The 20,348-nt window shown below is 65.6% G+C and carries 21 protein-coding genes; 12 read left to right on the top strand and 9 right to left on the bottom strand.

What is annotated here, in order from left to right:
- Positions 1–103 precede the first annotated feature (103 nt).
- Positions 104–2,035 carry a S9 family peptidase gene (locus QPK31_RS23180; protein ID WP_290425254.1) on the bottom strand — a complete coding sequence of 644 codons (1,932 nt, stop codon included), beginning with the start codon at positions 2,033–2,035 and terminating at the stop codon, positions 104–106.
- A 101-nt stretch (positions 2,036–2,136) separates the two neighbouring features.
- Between QPK31_RS23180 and QPK31_RS23175 the strand changes: the two genes are divergently transcribed.
- The 6 genes from QPK31_RS23175 to QPK31_RS23150 all read left to right on the top strand — a co-directional run bounded on the left by QPK31_RS23175 (position 2,137) and on the right by QPK31_RS23150 (position 7,239).
- Entirely contained in the window at positions 2,137–2,847 is a 711-nt protein-coding gene (locus QPK31_RS23175) for a ribonuclease HI family protein (protein WP_290425253.1), read from the top strand.
- Positions 2,828–3,490, top strand: coding sequence for an HD domain-containing protein (locus tag QPK31_RS23170; RefSeq protein WP_290425252.1), 663 nt, complete (start codon positions 2,828–2,830; stop codon positions 3,488–3,490). Before QPK31_RS23175 ends, QPK31_RS23170 begins: the two co-directional genes overlap by 20 nt.
- 70 nt (positions 3,491–3,560) lie before the next feature.
- The gene (locus QPK31_RS23165; protein ID WP_290425251.1) at positions 3,561–4,796 is read left to right on the top strand and encodes a TCR/Tet family MFS transporter; all 1,236 of its coding nucleotides are present in this window, start codon (positions 3,561–3,563) and stop codon (positions 4,794–4,796) included.
- On the top strand, positions 4,793–5,629 hold the full coding sequence (locus QPK31_RS23160; protein WP_290425250.1) for an EamA family transporter: 837 nt from the start codon (positions 4,793–4,795) through the stop codon (positions 5,627–5,629). Before QPK31_RS23165 ends, QPK31_RS23160 begins: the two co-directional genes overlap by 4 nt.
- A gap of 109 nt (positions 5,630–5,738) precedes the next feature.
- A complete protein-coding gene (locus QPK31_RS23155) occupies positions 5,739–6,548 on the top strand; it encodes a hypothetical protein (protein ID WP_290425249.1) in 810 nt (269 codons plus the stop codon).
- Entirely contained in the window at positions 6,541–7,239 is a 699-nt protein-coding gene (locus tag QPK31_RS23150; RefSeq protein ID WP_290425248.1) for a hypothetical protein, read from the top strand. The genes QPK31_RS23155 and QPK31_RS23150 overlap by 8 nt, the downstream gene beginning before the upstream one ends.
- 67 nt (positions 7,240–7,306) lie before the next feature.
- On the opposite strand, the gene QPK31_RS23145 is transcribed toward QPK31_RS23150, so the two are convergent.
- A complete protein-coding gene (locus tag QPK31_RS23145) occupies positions 7,307–9,514 on the bottom strand; it encodes a TonB-dependent siderophore receptor (protein WP_290425247.1) in 2,208 nt (735 codons plus the stop codon).
- Positions 9,515–9,740: 226 nt separating this feature from the next.
- Here QPK31_RS23145 and asd point away from each other — a divergent pair, with 226 nt between their 5' ends.
- Positions 9,741–10,592: an archaetidylserine decarboxylase gene (gene asd / locus QPK31_RS23140; protein WP_290425246.1), complete on the top strand. Its 852-nt coding sequence runs from the start codon at positions 9,741–9,743 to the stop codon at positions 10,590–10,592.
- A 330-nt stretch (positions 10,593–10,922) separates the two neighbouring features.
- Here the strand turns inward: asd and QPK31_RS23135 are convergent, their stop codons facing one another.
- Both QPK31_RS23135 and QPK31_RS23130 read right to left on the bottom strand, forming a co-directional pair.
- On the bottom strand, positions 10,923–11,546 hold the full coding sequence (locus QPK31_RS23135) for an exopolysaccharide biosynthesis protein (RefSeq protein ID WP_290425245.1): 624 nt from the start codon (positions 11,544–11,546) through the stop codon (positions 10,923–10,925).
- Positions 11,547–11,559: 13 nt separating this feature from the next.
- Complete coding sequence (locus QPK31_RS23130) at positions 11,560–11,952, bottom strand: VOC family protein (RefSeq protein WP_290425244.1); 393 nt, start codon at positions 11,950–11,952, stop codon at positions 11,560–11,562.
- 195 nt (positions 11,953–12,147) lie between these two features.
- On the opposite strand from QPK31_RS23130, the gene QPK31_RS23125 reads away from it, so the two are divergent.
- The gene (locus QPK31_RS23125; protein WP_290425243.1) at positions 12,148–13,128 is read left to right on the top strand and encodes a zinc ribbon domain-containing protein; all 981 of its coding nucleotides are present in this window, start codon (positions 12,148–12,150) and stop codon (positions 13,126–13,128) included.
- Between the two features lie 66 nt (positions 13,129–13,194).
- On the opposite strand, the gene map is transcribed toward QPK31_RS23125, so the two are convergent.
- The 4 genes from map to QPK31_RS23105 form a co-directional block, all read right to left on the bottom strand.
- The gene (gene map, locus QPK31_RS23120) at positions 13,195–13,962 is read right to left on the bottom strand and encodes a type I methionyl aminopeptidase (RefSeq protein ID WP_290425242.1); all 768 of its coding nucleotides are present in this window, start codon (positions 13,960–13,962) and stop codon (positions 13,195–13,197) included.
- Positions 13,959–14,171, bottom strand: coding sequence for a ParD-like family protein (locus tag QPK31_RS23115; protein ID WP_290425241.1), 213 nt, complete (start codon positions 14,169–14,171; stop codon positions 13,959–13,961). Before QPK31_RS23115 ends, map begins: the two co-directional genes overlap by 4 nt.
- Before the next feature lie 65 nt (positions 14,172–14,236).
- Positions 14,237–14,926, bottom strand: a complete 690-nt coding sequence (locus tag QPK31_RS23110; RefSeq protein WP_290425240.1) for a YjjG family noncanonical pyrimidine nucleotidase — start codon at positions 14,924–14,926, stop codon at positions 14,237–14,239.
- Positions 14,927–14,982: 56 nt separating this feature from the next.
- A complete protein-coding gene (locus QPK31_RS23105; RefSeq protein ID WP_290425239.1) occupies positions 14,983–15,894 on the bottom strand; it encodes a LysR family transcriptional regulator in 912 nt (303 codons plus the stop codon).
- Positions 15,895–16,007: 113 nt separating this feature from the next.
- Here QPK31_RS23105 and QPK31_RS23100 point away from each other — a divergent pair, with 113 nt between their 5' ends.
- The 3 genes from QPK31_RS23100 to QPK31_RS23090 all read left to right on the top strand — a co-directional run bounded on the left by QPK31_RS23100 (position 16,008) and on the right by QPK31_RS23090 (position 18,093).
- Entirely contained in the window at positions 16,008–16,604 is a 597-nt protein-coding gene (locus QPK31_RS23100) for an NAD(P)H-dependent oxidoreductase (RefSeq protein WP_290425238.1), read from the top strand.
- A 54-nt stretch (positions 16,605–16,658) separates the two neighbouring features.
- Positions 16,659–17,531, top strand: a complete 873-nt coding sequence (locus QPK31_RS23095) for a pirin family protein (protein ID WP_290425237.1) — start codon at positions 16,659–16,661, stop codon at positions 17,529–17,531.
- Between the two features lie 88 nt (positions 17,532–17,619).
- Positions 17,620–18,093: a hypothetical protein gene (locus tag QPK31_RS23090; RefSeq protein WP_290425236.1), complete on the top strand. Its 474-nt coding sequence runs from the start codon at positions 17,620–17,622 to the stop codon at positions 18,091–18,093.
- On the opposite strand, the gene QPK31_RS23085 is transcribed toward QPK31_RS23090, so the two are convergent.
- Positions 18,074–19,216 (bottom strand): acyltransferase, encoded by a 1,143-nt coding sequence (locus QPK31_RS23085; protein WP_290425235.1) that lies wholly within the window; start codon positions 19,214–19,216, stop codon positions 18,074–18,076. The genes QPK31_RS23090 and QPK31_RS23085 overlap by 20 nt on opposite strands.
- A gap of 109 nt (positions 19,217–19,325) precedes the next feature.
- Here QPK31_RS23085 and QPK31_RS23080 point away from each other — a divergent pair, with 109 nt between their 5' ends.
- A complete protein-coding gene (locus QPK31_RS23080; protein WP_290425234.1) occupies positions 19,326–20,297 on the top strand; it encodes a succinylglutamate desuccinylase/aspartoacylase family protein in 972 nt (323 codons plus the stop codon).
- Positions 20,298–20,348: the final 51 nt, after the last annotated feature.

Genomic DNA, 20,348 nt, shown 5'->3' with positions numbered 1-20,348 from the left:
TTCGATGAGACCGCGTGGGCTCGAGAGCCCACCCTACGGTGCCGTGGTAGGGTGGGCACTTGTGCCCACGCGGTACGGCAGCCGATCAGTCGGACAGCTGCAATTACTTTTTCAGGTGCTTGTCGAGAAACGCCAATATCTTCGCACTCGCCCCGGCCTGGTTCTTCTTCTTCGAGAACCCATGTCCCTCGTCCGCAAACACCACGTACTCCACCTCGACCTTGTTGTTGCGCACCGCCTCGACGATTTCGTCGCTTTCCGGCTTGATCACGCGCGGGTCGTTGGCGCCCTGGATCACCATCAGCGGCTTGCGGATGTTCGCAGCGTGGAACAGCGGCGAGGTCGCGGTCAGGAAGGCCTTGTCCTTCACCGGGTCGCCGATCTCGTCATATAAAGCCTTGCGCTGCGATTCCCAGTAGGGCGGGATGCTTTCCAGCGTGCGAATCCAGTTGCTGACGCCGAAGATGTCGATGCCGACCTTGAAGGCTTCCGGACGGAAGGCCATCGCCGCCAGCGTCATGTAGCCGCCATAGCTGCCGCCCATGATGCCGATGCGTTCCGGGTCGACCCAGCCCAGGCTGGCGAGCCAGGTCTTGGCCTCGACGCAGTCCCACAGCGGTTCGTGCCCGTGCTTGCGGTCGTCGGCGGTGAAGAAGGTCTTGCCGTAGCCCGAGCTGCCTCGGTTGTTGATGCCCAGGACCGCGTAGCCGTGATTGACCAGGTACTGGATCTGGGCACTGTAGCCGCGCATGGTCTGGCCGCCCGGCCCGCCGTGCACGTAGACCACGGCCGGCACCTTGTTCGCGTTCGACGCGCCCTTCGGCTTGTAGAAGATCGACGGGATCACCGTGCCGTCGAAGGACTTGAAACGCACCACCTCGGCCTCGACCAGGTCGTTCGGGTCGATCTCGGGGCTCAGGCTGCGCGTCAGTTGCGTCGTCTTCTTGCTGCGGAAGTCGTGCACGTACAGATTGTTCGGCGAGCGGTCGCCGTTCACGTAGAAGGCCACCAGTGAACCGCTCGGCGAGAACACCGCGCCGCGCATCTCGCCGCCGCTCGTTTTCGGGAGCGTCACCGGCTTTTCGCTGGCGCTGTCGACCACGCGCATGCGGATGCTGCCGTCCTCGTTGACGTAGCTGATGCGGTGCCTGCCGTTACGCGAGTAGCCGGTGCCGGCGATGTCCCAGTCGGCCTGTTCGACATCGCTCACGTTACCGGTCGCCAGGTCGTAGGCGCGGATGCGCGTGAACTCGCCGCCGTCGTTGGTGGCGAACAGCAGGCGCTTCGATTCGGGGTCGAAGTCTTCGGCGCTGTAGCTGGCTGTGCCCCCATGCTGCGAGATGTGCTTGGTCTCGCGCGTCTGCACGTTGTACAGGTAGACGTCGCTGTCGGAGGTCGTGTTCGGCTTGTCGAGTGCCAGCCAGCGGCCGTCGCGGCTGATGGCCGACACCGTGCGGCCGGTCTCGTTCTGGTAGACCAGGGTCCGGGCGTAGCTCTTGGCGTCGTAGCGGTAGAGGTCGAAGTATTTCGGGTCGCGCTCGTTGGTGCTGACGTAGAAGGCGTTGCCGTCCGGCTCCCAGCCGGCAAAACTGGCCTTCAGTTTGGTGCCCGGCGTCAGGTCGCGCTCGGAGCCGTCGAGCTCGCGAACGTACAGGTGGTTCTGCTCGTTGCCGCCCTGGTCGCGCGTGAACAGGATGCGGTCGTCGTTGTAGAAGAAGCCGACTGCATAGGTACTGTCGGTGGTCGAGTTGGTGAGCGCGCGCGGCGTACCGCCGCCGACCGGCAGCACGTAGGCATTGAAGATGCCCGAGGCGTTGCTGCTGAACAGGACCTGCTTCTCGTCGCGGCTGAAGGAAGCGCCGCTGACCGAGGTGGTGGCCATGAACTGCTCGATGGTATAGCGCTTGGGCTGCTTCTGCGCCTTGTGCGCGGCCTTGGCAGCTGGGACCGGGGCAGCCGCCTGGGCCGGGGACAGGGCTGCCGCAACGCAGGCGGCAAGCAGGGAAACACGGACGACCTTGTGGAACAAACGCATGGGCTCTCCTCCAGGGTAACGGCATAGAAAAATTACGCTAAGTAAGTGTTGCAAGCTTTGCATGCCATGTCAACGCTCGTAAAAGCGGTTATGCTCACGCCATGAACGACCTCGACCGCCTGCAAGGCGCCGCCAGCAAGACCGAACTTGCCGCCAGCCGCAAACTGGCCCTGCGCAACAAGATTCCCCTCGAAGATGCCCTGCGCGCCACGCTTGAACAGAGCGCGGGCGACGCCGGTCTCGACCGTCTCGTGACCGAGCGTGCCGCCCTGCGCGCAGCCGAAGCGGCGCGTGCCCTCGCACGCCGCACGGCCCGCGACGCGGCCAGGGAAGCGGCGCGCCTCGCCGCCCTCGCCTTGCGCCGGGTGCGCCAGGAAGGCTTGCCGACCGCCTGGCGCGGCTGGTTCGACGGATCCGCCAAGCCGAATCCAGGCCGCTGCGGCATCGGCGCGCGCCTGCTCGGGCCGAACGGCGAAACCGTCGAGCTGTCGCAGGCGGCCGGCTATGGCAACAGCAGCGAAGCCGAATACCGCGCCCTGATCCTGCTGCTGGAGACCGCCCTTGCCCATGGCGCCGGCCCGCTCACCGTGTACGGCGACAGCCAGGTGGTGATCGACGACGTGAATGGCCCCTGCGCGGACAGCGCCTTCGTGCTGCGCCCCTTGCGCGCGCAAGTGCAGGCACTGCTGGCCCGGCTGCCGGCGACCACGCTGCGCTGGATCCCGCGCCACAAGAACCTGGAGGCGGATGCGCTGTCGCAGCGCGCCACCTCCGCCATGACCGAAGAATGCAATGACGCCACCACGTCCTGAGCTCGCCGCCTGGCGCCCCCAGTTTGCCGCCATGGCCGCTGCCGCCGCCGACAACGACGGCGCCCACGACGCCGGCCACCTGGAGCGGGTCTGGCGCAGCGCCGAAGCCCTGCTCGCCCATCACCCCGAGGCCGATCCGCTGGTGGTGATGGCCGCCAGCTACCTGCACGACCTGGTCAACCTGCCGAAGGACGACCCGGCGCGCGCCCAGTCCTCGCGCCGTTCGGCGCTGCTGGCGCGCGAACAGCTGGCCCGGCGCGGCTTTCCCCAGGCCCGGTTGGATGCCGTGGCCCACGCCATCGAGGCGCACAGCTTTTCGGCGGCGATCGCGCCCACCACGATCGAAGCGCGGATCGTGCAGGACGCCGACCGCCTCGACGCGCTCGGCGCGGTCGGCCTGGCGCGCATGTTCTATGTGTCGGGCCGCCTGGGCCGCGCGCTGGCGCATCCCTCGGACCCGCTGGCGCTGGACCGCGCGCTCGACGACGGGGCCTATTCGCTCGACCACATCGTGGTGAAGCTGGCGAAACTGCCGGAGATGATGCAGACCGAAGCCGGGCGCGCCATGGCCAATGCGCGCTTGGGCAAGCTGCTGGTATTCCGCGAGGAGTTTGCCGCCGAATGGCTGGGAACGGACGACTGAGCCGCCCACCCCAGGCGATGATCGTTTGGCAAGATCGGTGTAAGATGGGTCTTTTTGGCGGGATCATCCCATGCTGCAGAAGGCTGCGTCGCACCGGGCCACGACCGGCAACCTGAACTTCGTTCTCGTCAGCGTCTTCATCGACGTCATCGGCATCGGCCTGATCGTCCCGGTGATGCCGCCGCTGGTCGGCCAGTTCGTGCAGGGCCGCGACGAGCAGGCACTGTGGTACGGCATCCTGGCCACCGTCTTCGGCCTGCTGCAATTCGTCTTCATGCCGATGCTGGGCGCGATCAGCGACCGCGTCGGGCGCCGCCCGGTGCTGCTGTACTCGATGGGCGGCATGTGCCTGAACTTCCTCGTCACCGCCATGGCCCCGAGCCTGGCCTGGCTCTTCCTCGGGCGCGTGATCGGCGGCGTGTCGGCGGCCAGCATGTCGGTGGCGATGGCCTATGCCTCCGACGTCTCCACGCCCGAGAACCGCGCGAAAAGCTTCGGCAAGATCGGCGCTGCCTTCGGGGTCGGCTTCATTTGCGGGCCGATGCTGGGCGGCCTGCTCGGCGAAATCAGCCTCGCCCTGCCCTTCTACGCGGCAGCGCTGCTGGCCGGCGTGAACCTCGTCTACGGTTACTTCTTCGTGCCCGAGTCGCTGCCCGCGGCGACGCGCGAGCCCTTCAGCTGGCAGAAGGTAAATCCCTTCTACGCGCTGCGCAAGCTGCTGGCGCGGCGCGCCATCCGCGGCCTGGTAATCGTGTTCGCGCTGACCACCTTCGGCCAGATCATGACCCAGACCACCTGGGTACTGTACACCACCTTCCGCTTCGGCTGGACGCCGCGCGACAACGGCATCGCCATGTTCTGCGTCGGCCTGGCGGCGGCCGTGGTGCAGGGCGGCCTGATCTCGCTCCTGATCCGCCGCTTCGGCGAAGTACGGCTGTCGGTCATGGGCCTGGCCTCGGGCGCGATCACCTTCGTTCTGTACGGTCTCGCCACCGAAGGCTGGATGATGTACGTCTTCATCTGCTGCAACCTGCTGGCCTTTGCCGCCGGCCCGGCCCTGCAGGGCATCGTCTCGCGCGAAGCCGGACCCGGGGAACAGGGAGAACTGATGGGTTCCCTGCAGTCGATCAGCAGCCTCGCGGTGGTCGTCACGCCGCTGATCGGCACCTCGATCCTGGGCGCCGTCAGCCACCTGCCGGCCAACGACTGGCGCATCGGTTCGAGCTTCTTCCTGTCGGCGGCGATGCAGGCGATCGCCGTGCTGGTGGCGGTGCGCTGGTTCCGCCAACGTCACATGACGTCATGAGCGGCGCCGTCCTCGCGGCGGTGTTGTGCGCGGCGCTGATGCACGCCGGCTGGAACGCCATGGTCAAGGCCAGGGGCGACGCCTTTCTCTCCACCGTCACCGTGGCGGCCAGCGCCGGCATCCTGTGCGCACTGGCCTTGCCCTTCCTGCCGCAGCCGGCACAGGCCAGCTGGCCCTTCATCCTCGCCTCGAGCCTGACGCAGGTGCTCTACTACGCGCTGCTGATGGAAACCTACCGCGAGGGCGACATCAGCCATGCCTACCCGCTGATGCGCGGCTGCGCGCCCTTGATCGTGGCGGTGCTCGGCCTGCCCTTCACCGGCGAGCGACTGGCGGCGCTGCAGTGGCTGGCCATCGGCCTGATTTGCGGCGGGGTGCTGACCATGGTTGCGGCCGTGCGCGGCACCGCCTTGAGCGCGCGCCGCACCACGCTGCTGGCGCTGGCGACAGCTTGCGTGATCGCGGCCTACACGCTGATCGACGGCATCGGCGTGCGCAAGTCCGGCGCGCCGGCGGCGTACACGCTGTGGATCTTCCTGCTGACCGCGCTGGGCGTGCTGCTGCTGGCGCGCCGGCGGCGTGGCGAATTGCTGCCGTTCGTGCGCCGCCATCCCGTGCTGCTGGGCGGCGGCGCGATGACCGTCGGGTCGTATGGCGTGGCCTTGTGGGCGATGACGCAGGCGCCGGTGGCCACGGTGGCAGCGCTGCGCGAGACCTCGATCTTGTTTGCCACCGCGATTGCGGTACTCATCCTGCATGAGCGTGTCGGTCCGTTACGCCTGTTCGGGGCTGCCTTGATCGCCGGCGGGGCGGCGGCGATGCGGCTGTACTAGTTGAGGCTTTCTGCCAACAGAAATCGGCTTACATTCCTGCTGCAGACATCGTTCTTCGGCATACAATAATGTTTTGTCAGGACCACACTTTGCAACTGGAGGAGACGTGATGGATACTGCCGTGGAACGATTGAGAATTGCGGTGGAGGGAAGTACCGACGCATTTCTCATCCAATCGCTGATCAAGAAAATAGCGCCTGACGTCGATCCGTCTATCTCTGTCGCCGGCAATGCCCTGAATCCTGCATTGCCTCGCACCGCATCGTACCTCGAGAATCTTGTGCCAGGCACCGTAGTGGTCTACGACCTTGAGGAAGGCATGATTCCAGATGAGCTGCCGCATCGTACGGCTGCATCAAAATTTGTGTACGTTCCGGCGATTCCTACGCTAGAAGCGTGGTTGCTCGCGGACCCCAATTGGGCGGCGAGCATGCTGAGTTGTCCGACACAAGACATCCTGCGCGCTTTCGAGAGCGGCAAGACATCGGCGGTTGCGATCATGATGAGGGACTGGGCAAAAAAAGAAATCAGGCACCGTCCTCTGGATTTCGAACGCCGTCTTGTCGACCACTTCAATGTCGGCGTTGCCGAGTCGCTGTCGCCCTCTTTCGGGCACTTTGTCGAAACAGTCAAGATTTACTCGAGAGCGCCTACGGCACGCGGCCGTCAACGCGAAATGGTTGCGCGCCTGCCGAATGCGATCTTCGCAAACCTGGTGGCGGAGCTCCAGCCGGTGACGAAGATTGTCTACAAGACGGCTGATGGACACAAGCACACGGCCGGAGACATCAAGAACGCCATTCTCTTCGGCGACGAACTAGGGATCGCGTATATGGAAAACATCCTGCGGTTAGCGCGGGATTTTCTCGCCTTCCAGGCAGAAGATGATGACGAACAGCCGGGTGCCATCGATGAGTAACCTGATCGTGGTCGCAGCCAGCAGCGATGATGTCACCCTGAACGGCGCCGAGCTCGTACGTCAAGTAACCAGCAAGTCGAACATCCAGTGTTTCGATAACCAAGCGGTGCGTTCCCGCGTGCTCGCCGTCCTGGAAACGCATCCGGGCCGGCCGGCTTTCTTTACCGGGCATGGCCGCCCCGGTTTCTGGCGAGGAACGGACAAACTGCCAGTGGTGTGCAGTTCCACCACGCCGCCCGCCCTGTTCGAGGGTCGTACCATGTTTGCGCTGGCTTGCTGGACCGGCTGCCACCTCGGCCCTTTCGCAGCAGCATACGGCGCGACGTATATCGGATTCAACAAACCGGTCTCCGTCATTCCTGCCAGCAGCAAGACTGCCGGCGTCATCATGGGGTTCCTCGACCGATTGTTCGGACTGATCGACTCGCTCGCAGAAACGAAAAATGTAGCGAATTTCGAAAGCGGCATGACGAAACTCGGGGAGTGGGGAAAACGCGAGCTGTTCAGGTATATCAATCAACACAGAATGTACACCGAAGCCAGCGTCGCGGTGCAGGAATGGAGTGGGGATTTCCTGATATATCAGCAAGGACGTGTAACGGCCAGGAAGGACCGCCCTCTGGCTTCTCTGTTGAACAGCGGCAGTTGTGTAAATGCTTGCATCGAAGATGGATTGCCGCCACCGCCATGACCAGGGATAGCGGCACTGCGATGCGCAAGGTAATTGTGGAGGCCAGGCCGGTTCAGACTTCGCGGGATCAGAACTTCGCCTCCACCGTCGCCCGCAGCGTCACCCCCACCGGATACGACCCGCTGCGCAGCACCAGTCCACGCCCCTCTTCCAGATAGCTGCTGCGCGAGCGGAAGTCCTGGTTCAACAGGTTCTGCCCCGCCACGCGCAACTGCAGCTTGGGCGAGAATTTATAGAGCACATACGCTTCCAGGTCGCGCCGCGTCTCGATGATCGAGGTCTGGCGCTCGGACAGGCGCACCGTGCCGCCTTGCTTGTAGGCGAAGCTGGCCCCGGTACTCACCGCGCCGACCTTGTAGTCGATGCCGAAGTTGGCCGACAGCGGTGTCTGGCCATCGAGACGGTTGTCCGGACCCGGCACGCCATCGACTTCCGACCAGTTGCGGCTCACGCTGGCGCGCAGGTCGATCGCCGGCGCGCCCTCGAACACGGCCTTCAGCGGGAACTTGGCTTCCAGCTCCAGGCTTTTGGTAACGGCCTGGCCGGCGTTCATCGGCATCGCCACCCAGCGTGCGCCGTCGAAGTCGATCAGGTAACGGGTGTAGCCGTCGATGCGGCGCATCGAGGCGCTGGCCGAGAGCAGCGCGCCTTCCGCCCAGTAGTGTTCATACGAGGCGTCGAAGCCGAGCGCCAGTTCCGGCTGCAGGTTCGGATTGCCCTGGTAGTCGGGATCGGTCGAGCGGTTGTCGACCGAAGTCTGGCGGCGCGGGATCAGGCTCGAGACGTTCGGCGCCTTATACGTGCGGGTGACGGCAAAGCGCACCTGGTCGCCCTTGGTCTCCGGGATCTTCCACAGCGTTTGCAGCACCGGGCTCCAGACGCTCGAGCGCGAGCGGCCGGTGTCGAAGGTATTGCCCGAGGTGCGGGTGCGAATGCCTTCCCAGCGCGCGCCGAGATACACCGACAGGCGCGGCGTGAGGCTCCATTCGTCCTGGGCGTACAGCGCCAGGCGCGATACCTGCGCCTCGAATGCTTCGCCGTTCGGCAGGCCCGGGAACACCGGCAGGCCGGCTTCGGTTTCGTAACGCGTGTCGTCGCGCGTGTTGTAGCCGCCATCCCAGCCCACGCCCAGCGCATGCCCCGCGAAGATGGTCTTCGAATACTTGCCGGTGCTGGTCACGCCGCGGTCCTCGCCTTCCGAGACGATCAGGTTGTCGAGCGGGCGCACGGCGCCAGCAGGCGTGATGCGGCGCTGGGTGCTGTCGTTCCGGCCGCCCTGCACGCCGAGCTTCATGTCGAGCTTGGCGCCGGCGTCCATCTTGTGCACCCAGTTCAGCTCCGTGCGGTAGAAGCTGTTCTTCATGTCGTTGGCCAGGGCCAGGTCCGGATAAAAGGCCGGTGCGCCGATACCGGTACTGGCTGTCTCGTTCGTGCGCGTCTTGAAGCGGCCCGCATTCAGGAAGCTCTGCGAGGTGAGCGTGTCGCCGTTCTCGAGGTTCCAGTTCAGGCGCGGCGCCAGGTTGAAGAAGGTGAAGGAACCGTCCTCGGCGCCGACCGTGCTGCGCGCCTGCGTCTGCAGGCCGGCGCCGTCGAAGGCATCCTCGAACACGATGCCGCTGCGCTCGAAGCGCTCCTGCGCGCCGCTGCCCGAGATCGAGTACGACATCTTGCCGGCCTTGTCCGACAGTTGCAGGTTGACGTTCGGCCCGCGCATGCCGCTGCTGGTGCGGCGCATGCCGACCTTGACTTCGCGCTGGCCGCTGCGGATGGCTTTCTTCAGCACGATGTTGATGGTGCCGGCCACCGACTGGGTCGAGAACTCGGCGCTGGCCGCGCGCAGCACTTCGATGCGCTCGATTACGTCGGGCGCCAGCGACTCGATCGAGAAGCCGGCCGGGGCGCGTTCGCCGTTGATCAGGATTTGCGTGTAGCCGGCGCCCAGGCCGCGCATGCGGATTTCGCCGCCGCGGCCATTGCTGCTGTTGACGGTGATGCCGGGAACGCGCTTGAGCACGTCGGTGACGCTGGTGTCGCCGTACTTGACGATCTCTTCCTGGCTGACGACGATCTTGGTGGCGGTGTCGTCGCGGCGCGGATCGTAGGCCTGGGCCGAACCCTTGACCTCGACGCGCTGCATCGCCGGGTCGGGCTGGGGCTTGGCGTCGTCCGCCTTGGCGATGGGCTGTTGCGGGGCTTCCTGTGCGTGCAGCGGGAAGGTGCTGGCCAGTGCCGCGGCCAGCAGCGTCAGGCGGATCGAAGTGAGACGAAAAGACATATCAGGCAGACAAGACAAGGAGCCGGTATTGTCGATGAGTTTCCCCGCCTTGTGTTGCTGCTGAGAATATTTTTTTGATATGCATGCACGGGCGAATCCGTCTCATGCATGCCGAATTGCGCCGATGCGCTACACTGAACAGGCGGGACCGCCGTGAAAAGAATGATATGCACCGGCCCGGCGCTTATTTATAATTCGCCATCCTTACAGTTTGGGGTTTTCCACCGTGTCCGACCGCTTTAAAGTACTGCCACAATATGTCCTGCCCAAGCAGGCGCTGACCTCCTTTGCCGGCCGTGTCGCCGGCGCGCGCGGAGGCGCGATGACGACCCGCCTGATCCGCTGGTTCGTCGGCAAGTACGGCGTCAACATGGCCGAGGCGGCCAATTCCGACATCGCCAGCTACGCCAGCTTCAACGAGTTCTTCACGCGCCCGTTGAAGGATGGGGTGCGTCCGCTGGCGCAAGCCGATTTCGTCTGCCCGGTGGACGGCGCGATCAGCCAGTTCGGCGCGATCGACGACCACCGCATCCTGCAGGCCAAGGGCCACAACTTCACCACCACCGAACTGGTCGGCGGCGATGCCCAGCTGGCCTCGCACTTCCAGCACGGCAGCTTCGCCAACCTGTACCTGAGCCCGAAGGATTACCACCGCATCCACATGCCGTGCGACGGCCGCCTGACGCGCATGATCTACGTGCCCGGCGCCCTGTTCTCGGTGAACCCGACCACGGCGCGCGGCGTGCCCGGCCTGTTCGCGCGCAACGAGCGCGTGGTGTGCGTGTTCGAGTCGGAGCAATTCGGCACCTTCGTCATGGTGCTGGTCGGCGCGACCATCGTCGGCAGCATGGCGACCTCGTGGCACGGCGTCGTGAACCCGCCGCGCATGGCGCGCATCTGCGACTGGTCCTACGACAGCGAGCCGGTGGTGCTGAAGAAGGGCGAAGAGATGGGCCGCTTCCTGCTCGGCTCGACCGTGGTGATGCTGTTCAAGGAAAAGACGATCAGCTTCAACAAGGACTGGGCGCCGGAGCGTTCGGTGCGCCTGGGCGAATTGATGGGTAATCGCCCGGTTTGATGTGACGTGTGGTGGGTTCGAGAACCCACCCTACATTTCCGGTCTGACGTGGTGGGTGGTGGGTTCGAGAACCCACCCTACATTTCCGGGATGCCGGTAGGGTGGGTTCTCGAACCCACCCCCCACCACGGCAGACCGGAAATGTCGGGTGGGTTCTCGAACCCACCCCCCACCACGGCAGACCGGAAATGTCGGGTGGGTTCTCGAACCCACCCCCCACCACGGCAGACCGGAAATGTCGGGTGGGTTCTCGAACCCACCACCCCCCACGTCAGACCGGAAATGTTGGGTGGGTTCTCGAACCCACCATCCCCGCGCCGCGCCACCGTCTCAGGCCATCAGGCGCCCAAACACCTCACGCGCCGCCAGCCCGCCGCCGCCAATCAGCAGCGCGAAATACACGATCGTCGCCACATTGCTGACATAACCCAGCAGCACGCATACGCCATCCCGCTGCAGCAGCCCGATGGCAAAGAACAGCAGCGCCACCGCCGGGAAGGTATTGCTGAACGGGATCAGCCCGAACGGCATCATCAACAGCACCGCGCCCAGGATCAGCGACGCATCGTTCATGCGCTGCACCGGGCCATTCGCCACCAGCCATTCGATGCGGTTCGGGCGGCTCACGCGTTCCAGCTTGTGCAGCAGCGGCAGCGCCTTGCGCAGCACCGGGCGCAGCTTGCGCGTGCCGATGGTCCGGTGCGCAATGCGGGGCGGAATCCACAGTTCGCGCCCCAGCAGGCGCGCCACGCCGATCAGCAGGATCGCCGCGCCGAACACCGTGCTCACACCCGGGATCGAAATCGGAATCAGGAAGACAAGCGTCAGCAGCGCGGTCAGGATCAGGAGGCCGTCGTTGCCGACGCGGTGCACCAGCTCGCTGAGCGTGATGCCGGTGCGCGGCAATGATCGGATCAGCGCGCGGATGCGCTGGGACAGGGCTTCGCCGTGCATCACAAGGCCTCGCTTATTTGGGACGGTAGATCGCGCACAGCTTGTTGCCGTCCGGATCGCGCACATAGGCCAGGTAGAGCGACCCCATGTTGCTCTCGCGCAGGCCTGGCGGGTCTTCGATCGAGACGCCGCCCTGGGCGACCGCGGTATCGTGGAACTGCTGCACCTGCTCCGGCGAGTGGCACTTGAAGCCGATGGTGGCGCCGTTCGCGGGCGTCGCCGCTTCGCCATTGATGGGTTCGCTGATGCCGAAGCTGTTGCCCTCGTGGCGGTAGAACAGCCGGGTATGGCCCGAGGATGCGACGTTGCGGATGGCTTCGCCGGCGCCGAGGGTGCCCAGCACCGCATCGTAAAAGCGTTTCGAGCGTTCGATGTCGTTCGAACCGATCATGACGTGATTCAGCATGTAATGTCTCCGTGGTTTGCCGGCGTTGTGCGGGCTCGAGCGGCAGTATAGATGAAGTGCCGCGCGGCGCGGCGATCCGCATCGCCCGCTCATGGAAAATCCCGCCATGGTGAGGATTCGATAGTTTTCCTCGCGCCAACATCCCCTACAATCGGACGCTCCGGCTCCGGCCCACTATCCTCATCAGGAATGCACATGTTTTGTACTTCGTGCGGCGCCCAGGCGGCCGCAGGCAGCGCCTTTTGCAGCCAGTGCGGCAAGCCGCTCGCCGCGGCCCAGCCCGGTGTATCGCTCGACAAGGCTGGCAGCCAGCCGATGTGGCGCCCGGGCCAGATGGACGAGGAGATGCCCGACGGCGTGAAGGGCTGGAGCTGGGGCGCCTTCCTGCTCAACTGGATCTGGGCGATCGGCAACCGTACCTGGATCGGCCTGCTGGCCATCATTCCCTACGTCGGCTTCCTGGTGGCGATCTGGCTTGGCTTCAAGGGCCGCGAGATGGCATGGCGGGCCGGCGGCTGGCAGAATCTCGATCACTTCAACCGGGTCCAGAAAAACTGGTCGCGCTGGGGCGTGGGCATCGTGCTGGCCGTGTTCGTTTTCGCGCTCGCGTCCGCCATCCTGGTTCCCGCCCATATGGCCGACGAGCGCAGCACCGCTACCGACAGCACGGCCTACGACGATTTCGACGACATCCTGCCGGCAACGCCAGGCACCCGGCTCGAGGGCGGCAAGTTCAACAGCGATGCCGTCTCCCTGTCCGCCGCGCTGAACACGAGTGCCGGCATACTCAAGCGCACCAAAGGCGCCGACGGCAGCTACCGGATGACCGTCAGCGGCACACCGCTGTTCAAGGGCGAAGACGCACAGTGGCAATTCCCGGTACGCAGCTTCAACCAGTCGAACGGACGCGAAGCCATCCTGATGGCCAGCAGCGGCGGGCGCGGCAACAGCTGCGACACCCTGTTCTTCTTCCTGCTCGTCGACGCCGACCGCGTCAGCAACACGCCCTTGTTCGGCACCTGCGCCGCGCAGGGCCGCTACCGCCAGCGCGGCGACACCATCGCGCTGGAACTGCCGAAGACCGGCGGCGTGTCGCAGATCCTGCTGCGCAACGGCGAGGTGATCGAGGATGGACGCACGATCACGCTGGACAAGCTGAACGATCCGGCGCGCTAGGGTCTAGCCGACTGAATCCACCCTGCGCGTCATGGCAACGAATGGGTCGGTTCCACCCCGGCCCGCTCAGTGCGGGGTGCGTTCGTCGGCCCGCAAGGTCAGCACCCGCACGCCATTTCGCGTGACGGCCACCGTGTGCTCGAACTGCGCCGACAGCTGCCCGTCGCGCGTCACCACGGTCCAGCCGTCGTCCTCGGTGACCACCGAGCGCCGCCCCTGGTTCAGCATCGGCTCGATGGTGAACACCATACCCTCCTGCAGCACCAGTCCGGTCTGTGGCTTGCCGAAATGCAGCACCTGGGGCGGCTCGTGCATTTCGCGGCCGATGCCGTGGCCGCAGTACTCGCGCACCACCGTGTAGCCGTTCCTGCGCGCATGGCGTTCGATGGCGTGGCCGACGTCGCCCAGGCGCGCACCCGGGCGCACCGCCTTGATGCCCTTCCACATCGCCTCGTAGGTCACCTGCACCAGCCGTTTCGCCAGCGGCGCAACCTCGCCCACCAGGTAGGTCTTGCTGGAGTCGGCGATGTAGCCGTTCTTTTCGAGCGTGATGTCGAAGTTCACGATGTCGCCGCTTTGCAGCAGCTCGTTCGGCGACGGCACACCGTGGCAGACCACCTGATTGCGCGAGGAATTCAGCGCATAGGCATAGCCGTACTGGCCCTTGCTGGCCGGGCGCGATTGCAGGTCGTCGACGATCAGGCGCTCGACCAGGTCGTTCACCGCCATCGTCGACATGCCGATCAGTTCCAGCTTGTCGAGATGGGCGAAGACGCTGGCCAGCAGGCGGCCCGACTCGGCCATCAGTTCGATTTCCTCGGGCCGTTTGGTCATATCGCCGCCACCTTCACCGGTTGCGGCACCACGCCGGCCGCCTTCAGCTCGCGCGCGACGATCTCGTTGAAGCTGAGCGAAGGATTCATTTCGCACAGCATGCCGACCTTGATCCAGAACGCCGCCTGCGCATTGATCGAGCGGCAGGACACGACCGTGGCCTTGCGCACCTGGTCGTGCAGCTCGTCGTCGATGTTCACGATACCCATGTTCTTCTCCATATACGAAACGCATACGGAGTATATGCATAGCATCCAGTCCGCGCAAGCGGGTTTTATTGCGTTAGTGCAGGAATCAGGTCGTGCAGGCGCGCGATCTCGAAGGTGGGGCGCGCTTCCGAGCCGTTCGCCAGCGCAGCGGGATTGAACCAGCAGCTGTCGATGCCGAAACGATTCGCGCCGAGGATGTCGGCATCAAGCCGGTCGCCGACGATGATGGTCGCATCCGGCAGGAAGGCGCTGGCCATGCCGGCAGCGTAATCGAAGATGCGCACGTCCGGCTTGGCGTAGCCGCAGGCTTCCGAGGTCGCGACGAAGGAGATGAAGGGGCCGAGGCCGGAACTGGCGATGCGGCGCTGCTGGATGTGCTCGACGCCGTTGGTGACGATGCCGATTTCGCCCTGCCTGCTCAAGGCCGCGCAGACTTCCAGCGCGCCTTCGACCAGGACCACGGTCTCGGGCAAGGCCTCCAGATAGAGCCGGCTGGCCGCCTCGGGGTCGAGCGCGAGGCCGGCCATGGCGAAGGTCTGGCGGAAGCGCTCGACCTTCAGGAAGTCCTTGGCGACCAGGCCAAGCTCGAAACTGCGCCACAGCGCCAGGTTGATGGCCTGGTAGTGCTGGAAGACCGCGTCGAGCGGCCCTACATGGCCGAGCGCGGCCATCGTGCGCGTGAAGGAGAGTTGTTCGGATGCCCGGAAGTCGAGCAGGGTGTCGTCGAGATCGAAAAGGAAGAGTCGGTGCCGCACTGTTGCGTGGAGGATGAGTGAAGGACCGTCCATCCTAGCACGCGGCTCATCCGCCCTCAGTCACCCTTCCCCGCTTCGCTGCAGAACATCTCGTCCATCATGTCGAGAAAGGCGCGGGTCTTGGCCGGCATCAAGCGCCGCCCCGGGAACACGGCCCAGCCGGTGGCGGCCGGCAAGTCCCACTCCGGCAGCACGCGCACCAGTTCGCCCTTGCGCACCAGCGGCTGGGCGAACAGTTCCGAGCTGGCGGCAATGCCGGCGCCGCTGCAGGCGATGCGCGCCAGCAGGTCGGGAGAGTTCGCGGTCAGGCGCGCCGGCAGCTCGCGTTCCCACTTCACCTTGCCGCGCGTGAGGGTCCAGCGCTGGGCGCCGCCGCTGCGGCTCAGCAGGCACAAGAGGTCATGGCCGAGCAGGTCGTCCGGATGCTCGGGCAGGCCGCGCAGCGCCGTGTAGCAGGGCGAGGCGTACAGGCCGAAGCGCTGCAGGGTCACGCGGCGCGCGTTGAGCGAGGCATCGTCCGGCAGGTCGCCCATGCGGATCGCGATGTCGAAGTTCTCGGCCACCAGGTCGACCCGGCGCGGCGACAGGTCGAGTTCCACGTTGACGGCCGGGTAGCGCTCCAGGAAGCGGCCGATCATGGCGCTCATGCCGAGATTGGCGAAATCGGCCGGCAGCGAGATGCGCAGGCGTCCGCTGGGCGCGGCCTGGCGGTGCTGGGCCAGGGCGCCGGCGGCTTCCGCTTCCTCGGCCACCTTGCGCGCATGTTCGAGCAGGCTGGCGCCGAACTCGGTGACGACGAGCTTGCGCGTGGTCCGCTGCAACAGGCGCTCGCCCAGGCGCGCCTCCAGCAGGGAGATGCGGCGCGAGACGGTGGACTTGGGCAGGTTCACGCGCGCGGCGGCCTGGCTGAAGCTGCCGGCCTCGACGATGCGGGCGAAGAGCAGCAGGTCATTCGGTTCGACTTCCATGGGATTGTTCCACTGACTGAATAATGTTATCCATTCTAGCGGCTTCCGGATTGTTTTTGGAATGGTTAAAGTAGACCCATCGACACACCAACCCCAGAACAAAGGAAGACACCGTGAACATCCTGCAAATCACCTCCAGCCTGCGCGGCGAACAGTCGGAATCGAACCGCGTTGCCAACAGCATCGTGAGCAAACTGGTCGCCGCCAACCCGGCCGCCACCGTCGTCACCCGCGACCTGGCACGCCAGCCGCACCCGCAGCTCGACGAGCAGGCCCTGGGCGCCCTCTTCACCCCGGCTGAGCAGCGTACTGCCGAACAGAGCGCCCGCGTGGCCCTGGACGACGCCCTGATCGCCCAGGTGCAGGCCGCCGACGTGGTCATCATCGGCGCGCCGATGTACAACTTCGGCATCCCGGTGCAGCTCAAAAGCTGGTTCGACGCCATCGCCCGCGCCGGCGTGACCTTCCGCTACACCGAGAACGGCCCGGAAGGCCTGCTGAAGGGTAAGAAAGTCTTCATCGCCACCGCCCGCGGCGGCGTCTACCCAGCGGATGCGGACCCGCAGGTGCCGTTCGTGCGCATGCTGCTGAACTTCCTGGGCATGAGCGACCAGACCTTCGTCTACTCGGCCGGCCAGGCGATGGGTCCGGAAGCCGCGGCCAAGGGCCAGGCCGAAGCCGACGCCACCGTCGCAGCGGCACTGGCTTAATCGATCCAGGTAGTACCCCGGCCGCCCAGGCGGCGCTTTTGCAAGGAGAAGATGATGACTGCAACGATACCAACCCAGGGCGTGAGCAAGGCGCGTGGCGTCGAGCGCGTGATCGCCGGCCAGTACGTGATGGACGGCGCGGGCGTGAAGATCAACCGCGTCCTCACCAACACCCTGCAGCGCCGCCTCGACCCCTTCCTGATGCTCGATGCCTTCGGCAGCGACAAGGCGGGCGACTACATCGCCGGCTTCCCGGAGCATCCGCACCGCGGCTTCGAGACGGTCACCTACATGCTGGCCGGACGCATGCGCCACCGCGACAGCGCCGGCAACGAGGGCCTGGTCACCGACGGCGGCGTGCAGTGGATGACGGCAGGACGTGGCGTGATCCACTCCGAGATGCCCGAGCAGAACGAAGGCCTGATGGAAGGCTTCCAGCTGTGGCTGAACCTGCCGGCGAAGGACAAGATGATGGCGCCGTGGTACCGCGACATCCCGAACGAGCAGGTGCCGCGCTTCACGCTCGATTCCGGCGCGACGGTGCAGGTGATCGCCGGTTCCAGCCACGGCGTGGCGGGCGCGGTGCAGCGCGACGGCACGGAGCCGCTATACCTCGACATCGAACTGCCGGAAGGCGCCAGCTTCGAGCAGGCCATCCCCGCCGGGCACAACGCCTTTATCTATGTCTTCCGCGGCGAAGCGGTGGTGGCCGGCAAAGGCGTGCCGCAGACGCGCATGGCGATCTTCGACAATGCCGAAGGCGCCGATGGCGTGGTGGTCAAGGCGGCGAAACCGACGCGCCTGCTGCTGATCGCAGGCCGGCCATTGAAGGAACCGATCGCGCAGTACGGTCCCTTCGTCATGAATACCCAGGCCGAGCTGCACCAGGCCGTCGAGGACTTCCGTTCCGGGAAATTTGCAGCATAAAGGTTTGTGCGTGGGCGGGCGGTCGTTCGATCGCCCACTGCGCTTTCGATTACACTCACGGCATGTCTACCCCGTACTCCTTCCAGCCATGCCGCTGATGCCCATCGTGCTCGACCTGCTCTCCAAAGCCAGCCACGCGCTCGGCTTCGAGACCATCGACCGCTTCCCCAAGCACCACGCCTACGCGCGCACGCGCTGGGACCGGGCCTACTTCGACATCGCCTCCGACCTGAAGCCCGACGCCATCGAGCGCGCGCTGTGCGACTCGATCGCCAACACGCCCTCGGTCTTCGCCCACATCGTCAATCCGACGCCCGCCATGCAGCGCACCTTGCTCGCCGTGATCGACACCCGCCTGCGCCGCAGCTGCAACGCGCCGCTCGACCTGGTGGCACTGCTGGTCGAAGCCTACACCAGCCCTTACACGCTGGAAGCGCGCCCCGGCCTGCGCGCCGCCATCGACGCCACGCGCGGCCAGGAGATGCGCGAGCGCGTGCATGCGACATTGGCCTTCCTGGGCGCCATGCCGGCCGCCTTCGACGTCATCGAAGCACAGGACTGAAAGCGGGCTTGGCCAGGTTGCTGGGGACGTAGCGCTCGCGCAGGCGCATGAAGGGCGTCTCGACCAGCACGTACAGCAGCCAGCCGCCCAGCACCGACAAGGCCAGCAAGACGACGATGGCCACCGTCGACTCCGGCCCGTAACCAAGGCCGGCCAGCCATGCGGCGCCGAGCGCGCTGACGCCGCGGTGGGTCAGGTAGATCGCATACGACCACAGGGCCAGGCTGGCCGCGCCGGGCACGCGCAGGTCGCGCAGCAGCGAACGCTGCGACAGCGCGGACAGGATCAGCAAGCCGAAACCCAGGCCCAGCGCAGGCAGGCCGAACACCGTCACGCCGAAGCCGTAGCGCTCGTCGAGGAAGCACCAGAACGTCACGCCGATGATGGCGATGCCGGCCGCCAGCGCGGCATTTCCGTGGCGCGTGAGCACGGACCAGGCGCGAGCATGGCGGTTCTTCAGCAGCGCCAGCGCCACGCCGGCCACCAGTTCGTCGAGCCTGCATAAGCTCGCGTAATAAATCAGCTTGTAATAGAAGTAAGTCCCATACTTGTTGCCATCGACGTGGGTGCTCCACAAGTCGGCGCGCAACAGCATCCCGCCCACGACCACCAGTGCGATCGCGATCCAGGCCACGGCGATGCGCCAGCGCAGTGCGGCGGCGATCATGGCCAGCGCCGGCAGCAGCAGGTAGAACTGCTCCTCGATGGCGAGCGACCAGCTGTGCGAGAAGCCGGTCCCCGGCGGCAGGCCGAGGTTCTGGGTAAAGCTGAGGTAGCGCCACAGCGGCAGCAGCTCGGCGTGCTCGCGCCAGGCCGGCCACAGGAAGTACAGCGCCAGCACTACCCAGAAGTTGGGCAATGTGCGCAGCAGGCGCCGGGCGTAGAAATGCTTCAGCGACAGGCCATGTTCGCTACGCAGGGCCTTGAAGATCTGGTTGCCGATCAGGTAGCCCGACAGGGCGAAGAACAAATCGACGCCGGTCCAGCCGATACGCCCGACCCAGCCGAAGGTATGGTCGTCGTTCGACACGAACAGGGTGTAGTGGTGCAGGACCACCAGCGTCACGGCCAGCGCGCGCAGGGTGTCGAGCCCGTGCACACGGGCGCTGCGGGGAAAGTTCATCGGTCAGGGCAAGCTTGCAAAGGTGGCGCATGATGCCACGCTCTCCCCCACGGCAGCCAGCATTTACCGATAAAATGACGCCACCGATATTTCTTTGGATCACCATCGCATGCGTTCCGACCGTCCTTTCCAGTTCAAATCCCTCACCTATACCGGCCTCGGCCAGGGTCCGCGCGTCATCATCATGGGCGCCACCCATGGCAACGAAATCTGCGGCACCGAGGCGATCAAACGCGTGATGGCGGAGCTCGACAGCGGCGGCCTGCGCATCGCCGCCGGCAGCGTAACCTTTGTCCCGATCGTGAATCCCCTCGCCTACCAGAAGAACGAGCGCAACGGCGACCGCAACCTGAATCGCAACCTATTCCCGAAGGAAGACCCGCAGGATTTCGAAGACCAGGTCGCCAACTGGCTGTGCCCGCTGCTGGCCCAGCATGACGTGCTGCTCGACCTGCACTCGTTCAACGCCGCCCATGGCGAGCCATTCGTGATGGTCGGCCCGCCGAACAACGACGGCGAACTCGAACCCTTCCAGCACGCCGAGAAGGAACGCGCACTGGCGCGGCGCCTGGGCGTGCGCCGTTTCGTGACCGGCTGGATGGCGGCCTATGGCGGCGGCGTCAAGCGCCGTTCGCGCGGGAATGCGGCCGAGCTCGAAACCGTGCTGCGCTATGGCGTCGGCACCACCGAATACATGCGCACCACCGGCGGCTATGCGCTGACCCTGGAATGCGGCCAGCACGTCGACCCGCAGGCCCCGGAAGTGGCCTACCGCGCCATCATGAACACCCTCGCCTTTTTGAAGCTGATCGACGCGCCGGAACCGGAACCGGTCCCGTTCGACGAAATGGAAGCACTGCAGATGGTGGTGGTGCACGACAAACAGGACGCGGGCGACCAGTTCATCCGTTCCTGGGCCAGCTTCGATCCGGTGATCGAGGGCGAGCAGATCGGCACGCGCGCCGACGGCACGCCGGTGGTGGCCGAGTTCGGCGGCCGCATCCTGTTCCCGGACGCCAAGGCCAACGCGAATTCGGAGTGGTACTACCTGACCCGCCCGAATCCGGAGTTCGGCCGCTGAGCCGGCCGCTGATCCGTACACATTTGTCCGCCGCCAGCGCCATCCGGCGAG

This window comes from Massilia sp. YIM B02769, assembly GCF_030411995.1.
Lineage (GTDB): Bacteria > Pseudomonadota > Gammaproteobacteria > Burkholderiales > Burkholderiaceae_D > Telluria.
The sequence above is the reverse complement of the archived record's forward strand: the minus strand, read 5'-3'. Positions and strand labels throughout refer to the sequence as shown.

Bases quoted from the DNA above. Each gene is read 5' to 3' on its own strand.
- map (WP_290425242.1), bottom strand. From the start codon at position 13,962: ATGACCAAACGGCCCGAGGAAATCGAACTGATGGCCGAGTCGGGCCGC.
- QPK31_RS23090 (WP_290425236.1), top strand. From the start codon at position 17,620: ATGCCGCTGATGCCCATCGTGCTCGACCTGCTCTCCAAAGCCAGCCAC.
- QPK31_RS23095 (WP_290425237.1), top strand. From the start codon at position 16,659: ATGACTGCAACGATACCAACCCAGGGCGTGAGCAAGGCGCGTGGCGTC.
- QPK31_RS23165 (WP_290425251.1), top strand. From the start codon at position 3,561: ATGCTGCAGAAGGCTGCGTCGCACCGGGCCACGACCGGCAACCTGAAC.
- QPK31_RS23105 (WP_290425239.1), bottom strand. From the start codon at position 15,894: ATGGAAGTCGAACCGAATGACCTGCTGCTCTTCGCCCGCATCGTCGAG.
- QPK31_RS23175 (WP_290425253.1), top strand. From the start codon at position 2,137: ATGAACGACCTCGACCGCCTGCAAGGCGCCGCCAGCAAGACCGAACTT.
- QPK31_RS23150 (WP_290425248.1), top strand. From the start codon at position 6,541: ATGAGTAACCTGATCGTGGTCGCAGCCAGCAGCGATGATGTCACCCTG.
- QPK31_RS23125 (WP_290425243.1), top strand. From the start codon at position 12,148: ATGTTTTGTACTTCGTGCGGCGCCCAGGCGGCCGCAGGCAGCGCCTTT.
- QPK31_RS23160 (WP_290425250.1), top strand. From the start codon at position 4,793: ATGAGCGGCGCCGTCCTCGCGGCGGTGTTGTGCGCGGCGCTGATGCAC.
- QPK31_RS23130 (WP_290425244.1), bottom strand. From the start codon at position 11,952: ATGCTGAATCACGTCATGATCGGTTCGAACGACATCGAACGCTCGAAA.
- QPK31_RS23145 (WP_290425247.1), bottom strand. From the start codon at position 9,514: ATGTCTTTTCGTCTCACTTCGATCCGCCTGACGCTGCTGGCCGCGGCA.
- QPK31_RS23115 (WP_290425241.1), bottom strand. From the start codon at position 14,171: ATGGGTATCGTGAACATCGACGACGAGCTGCACGACCAGGTGCGCAAG.
- QPK31_RS23135 (WP_290425245.1), bottom strand. From the start codon at position 11,546: ATGCACGGCGAAGCCCTGTCCCAGCGCATCCGCGCGCTGATCCGATCA.
- QPK31_RS23170 (WP_290425252.1), top strand. From the start codon at position 2,828: ATGACGCCACCACGTCCTGAGCTCGCCGCCTGGCGCCCCCAGTTTGCC.
- QPK31_RS23180 (WP_290425254.1), bottom strand. From the start codon at position 2,035: ATGCGTTTGTTCCACAAGGTCGTCCGTGTTTCCCTGCTTGCCGCCTGC.
- QPK31_RS23155 (WP_290425249.1), top strand. From the start codon at position 5,739: ATGGATACTGCCGTGGAACGATTGAGAATTGCGGTGGAGGGAAGTACC.
- QPK31_RS23085 (WP_290425235.1), bottom strand. From the start codon at position 19,216: ATGAACTTTCCCCGCAGCGCCCGTGTGCACGGGCTCGACACCCTGCGC.
- QPK31_RS23080 (WP_290425234.1), top strand. From the start codon at position 19,326: ATGCGTTCCGACCGTCCTTTCCAGTTCAAATCCCTCACCTATACCGGC.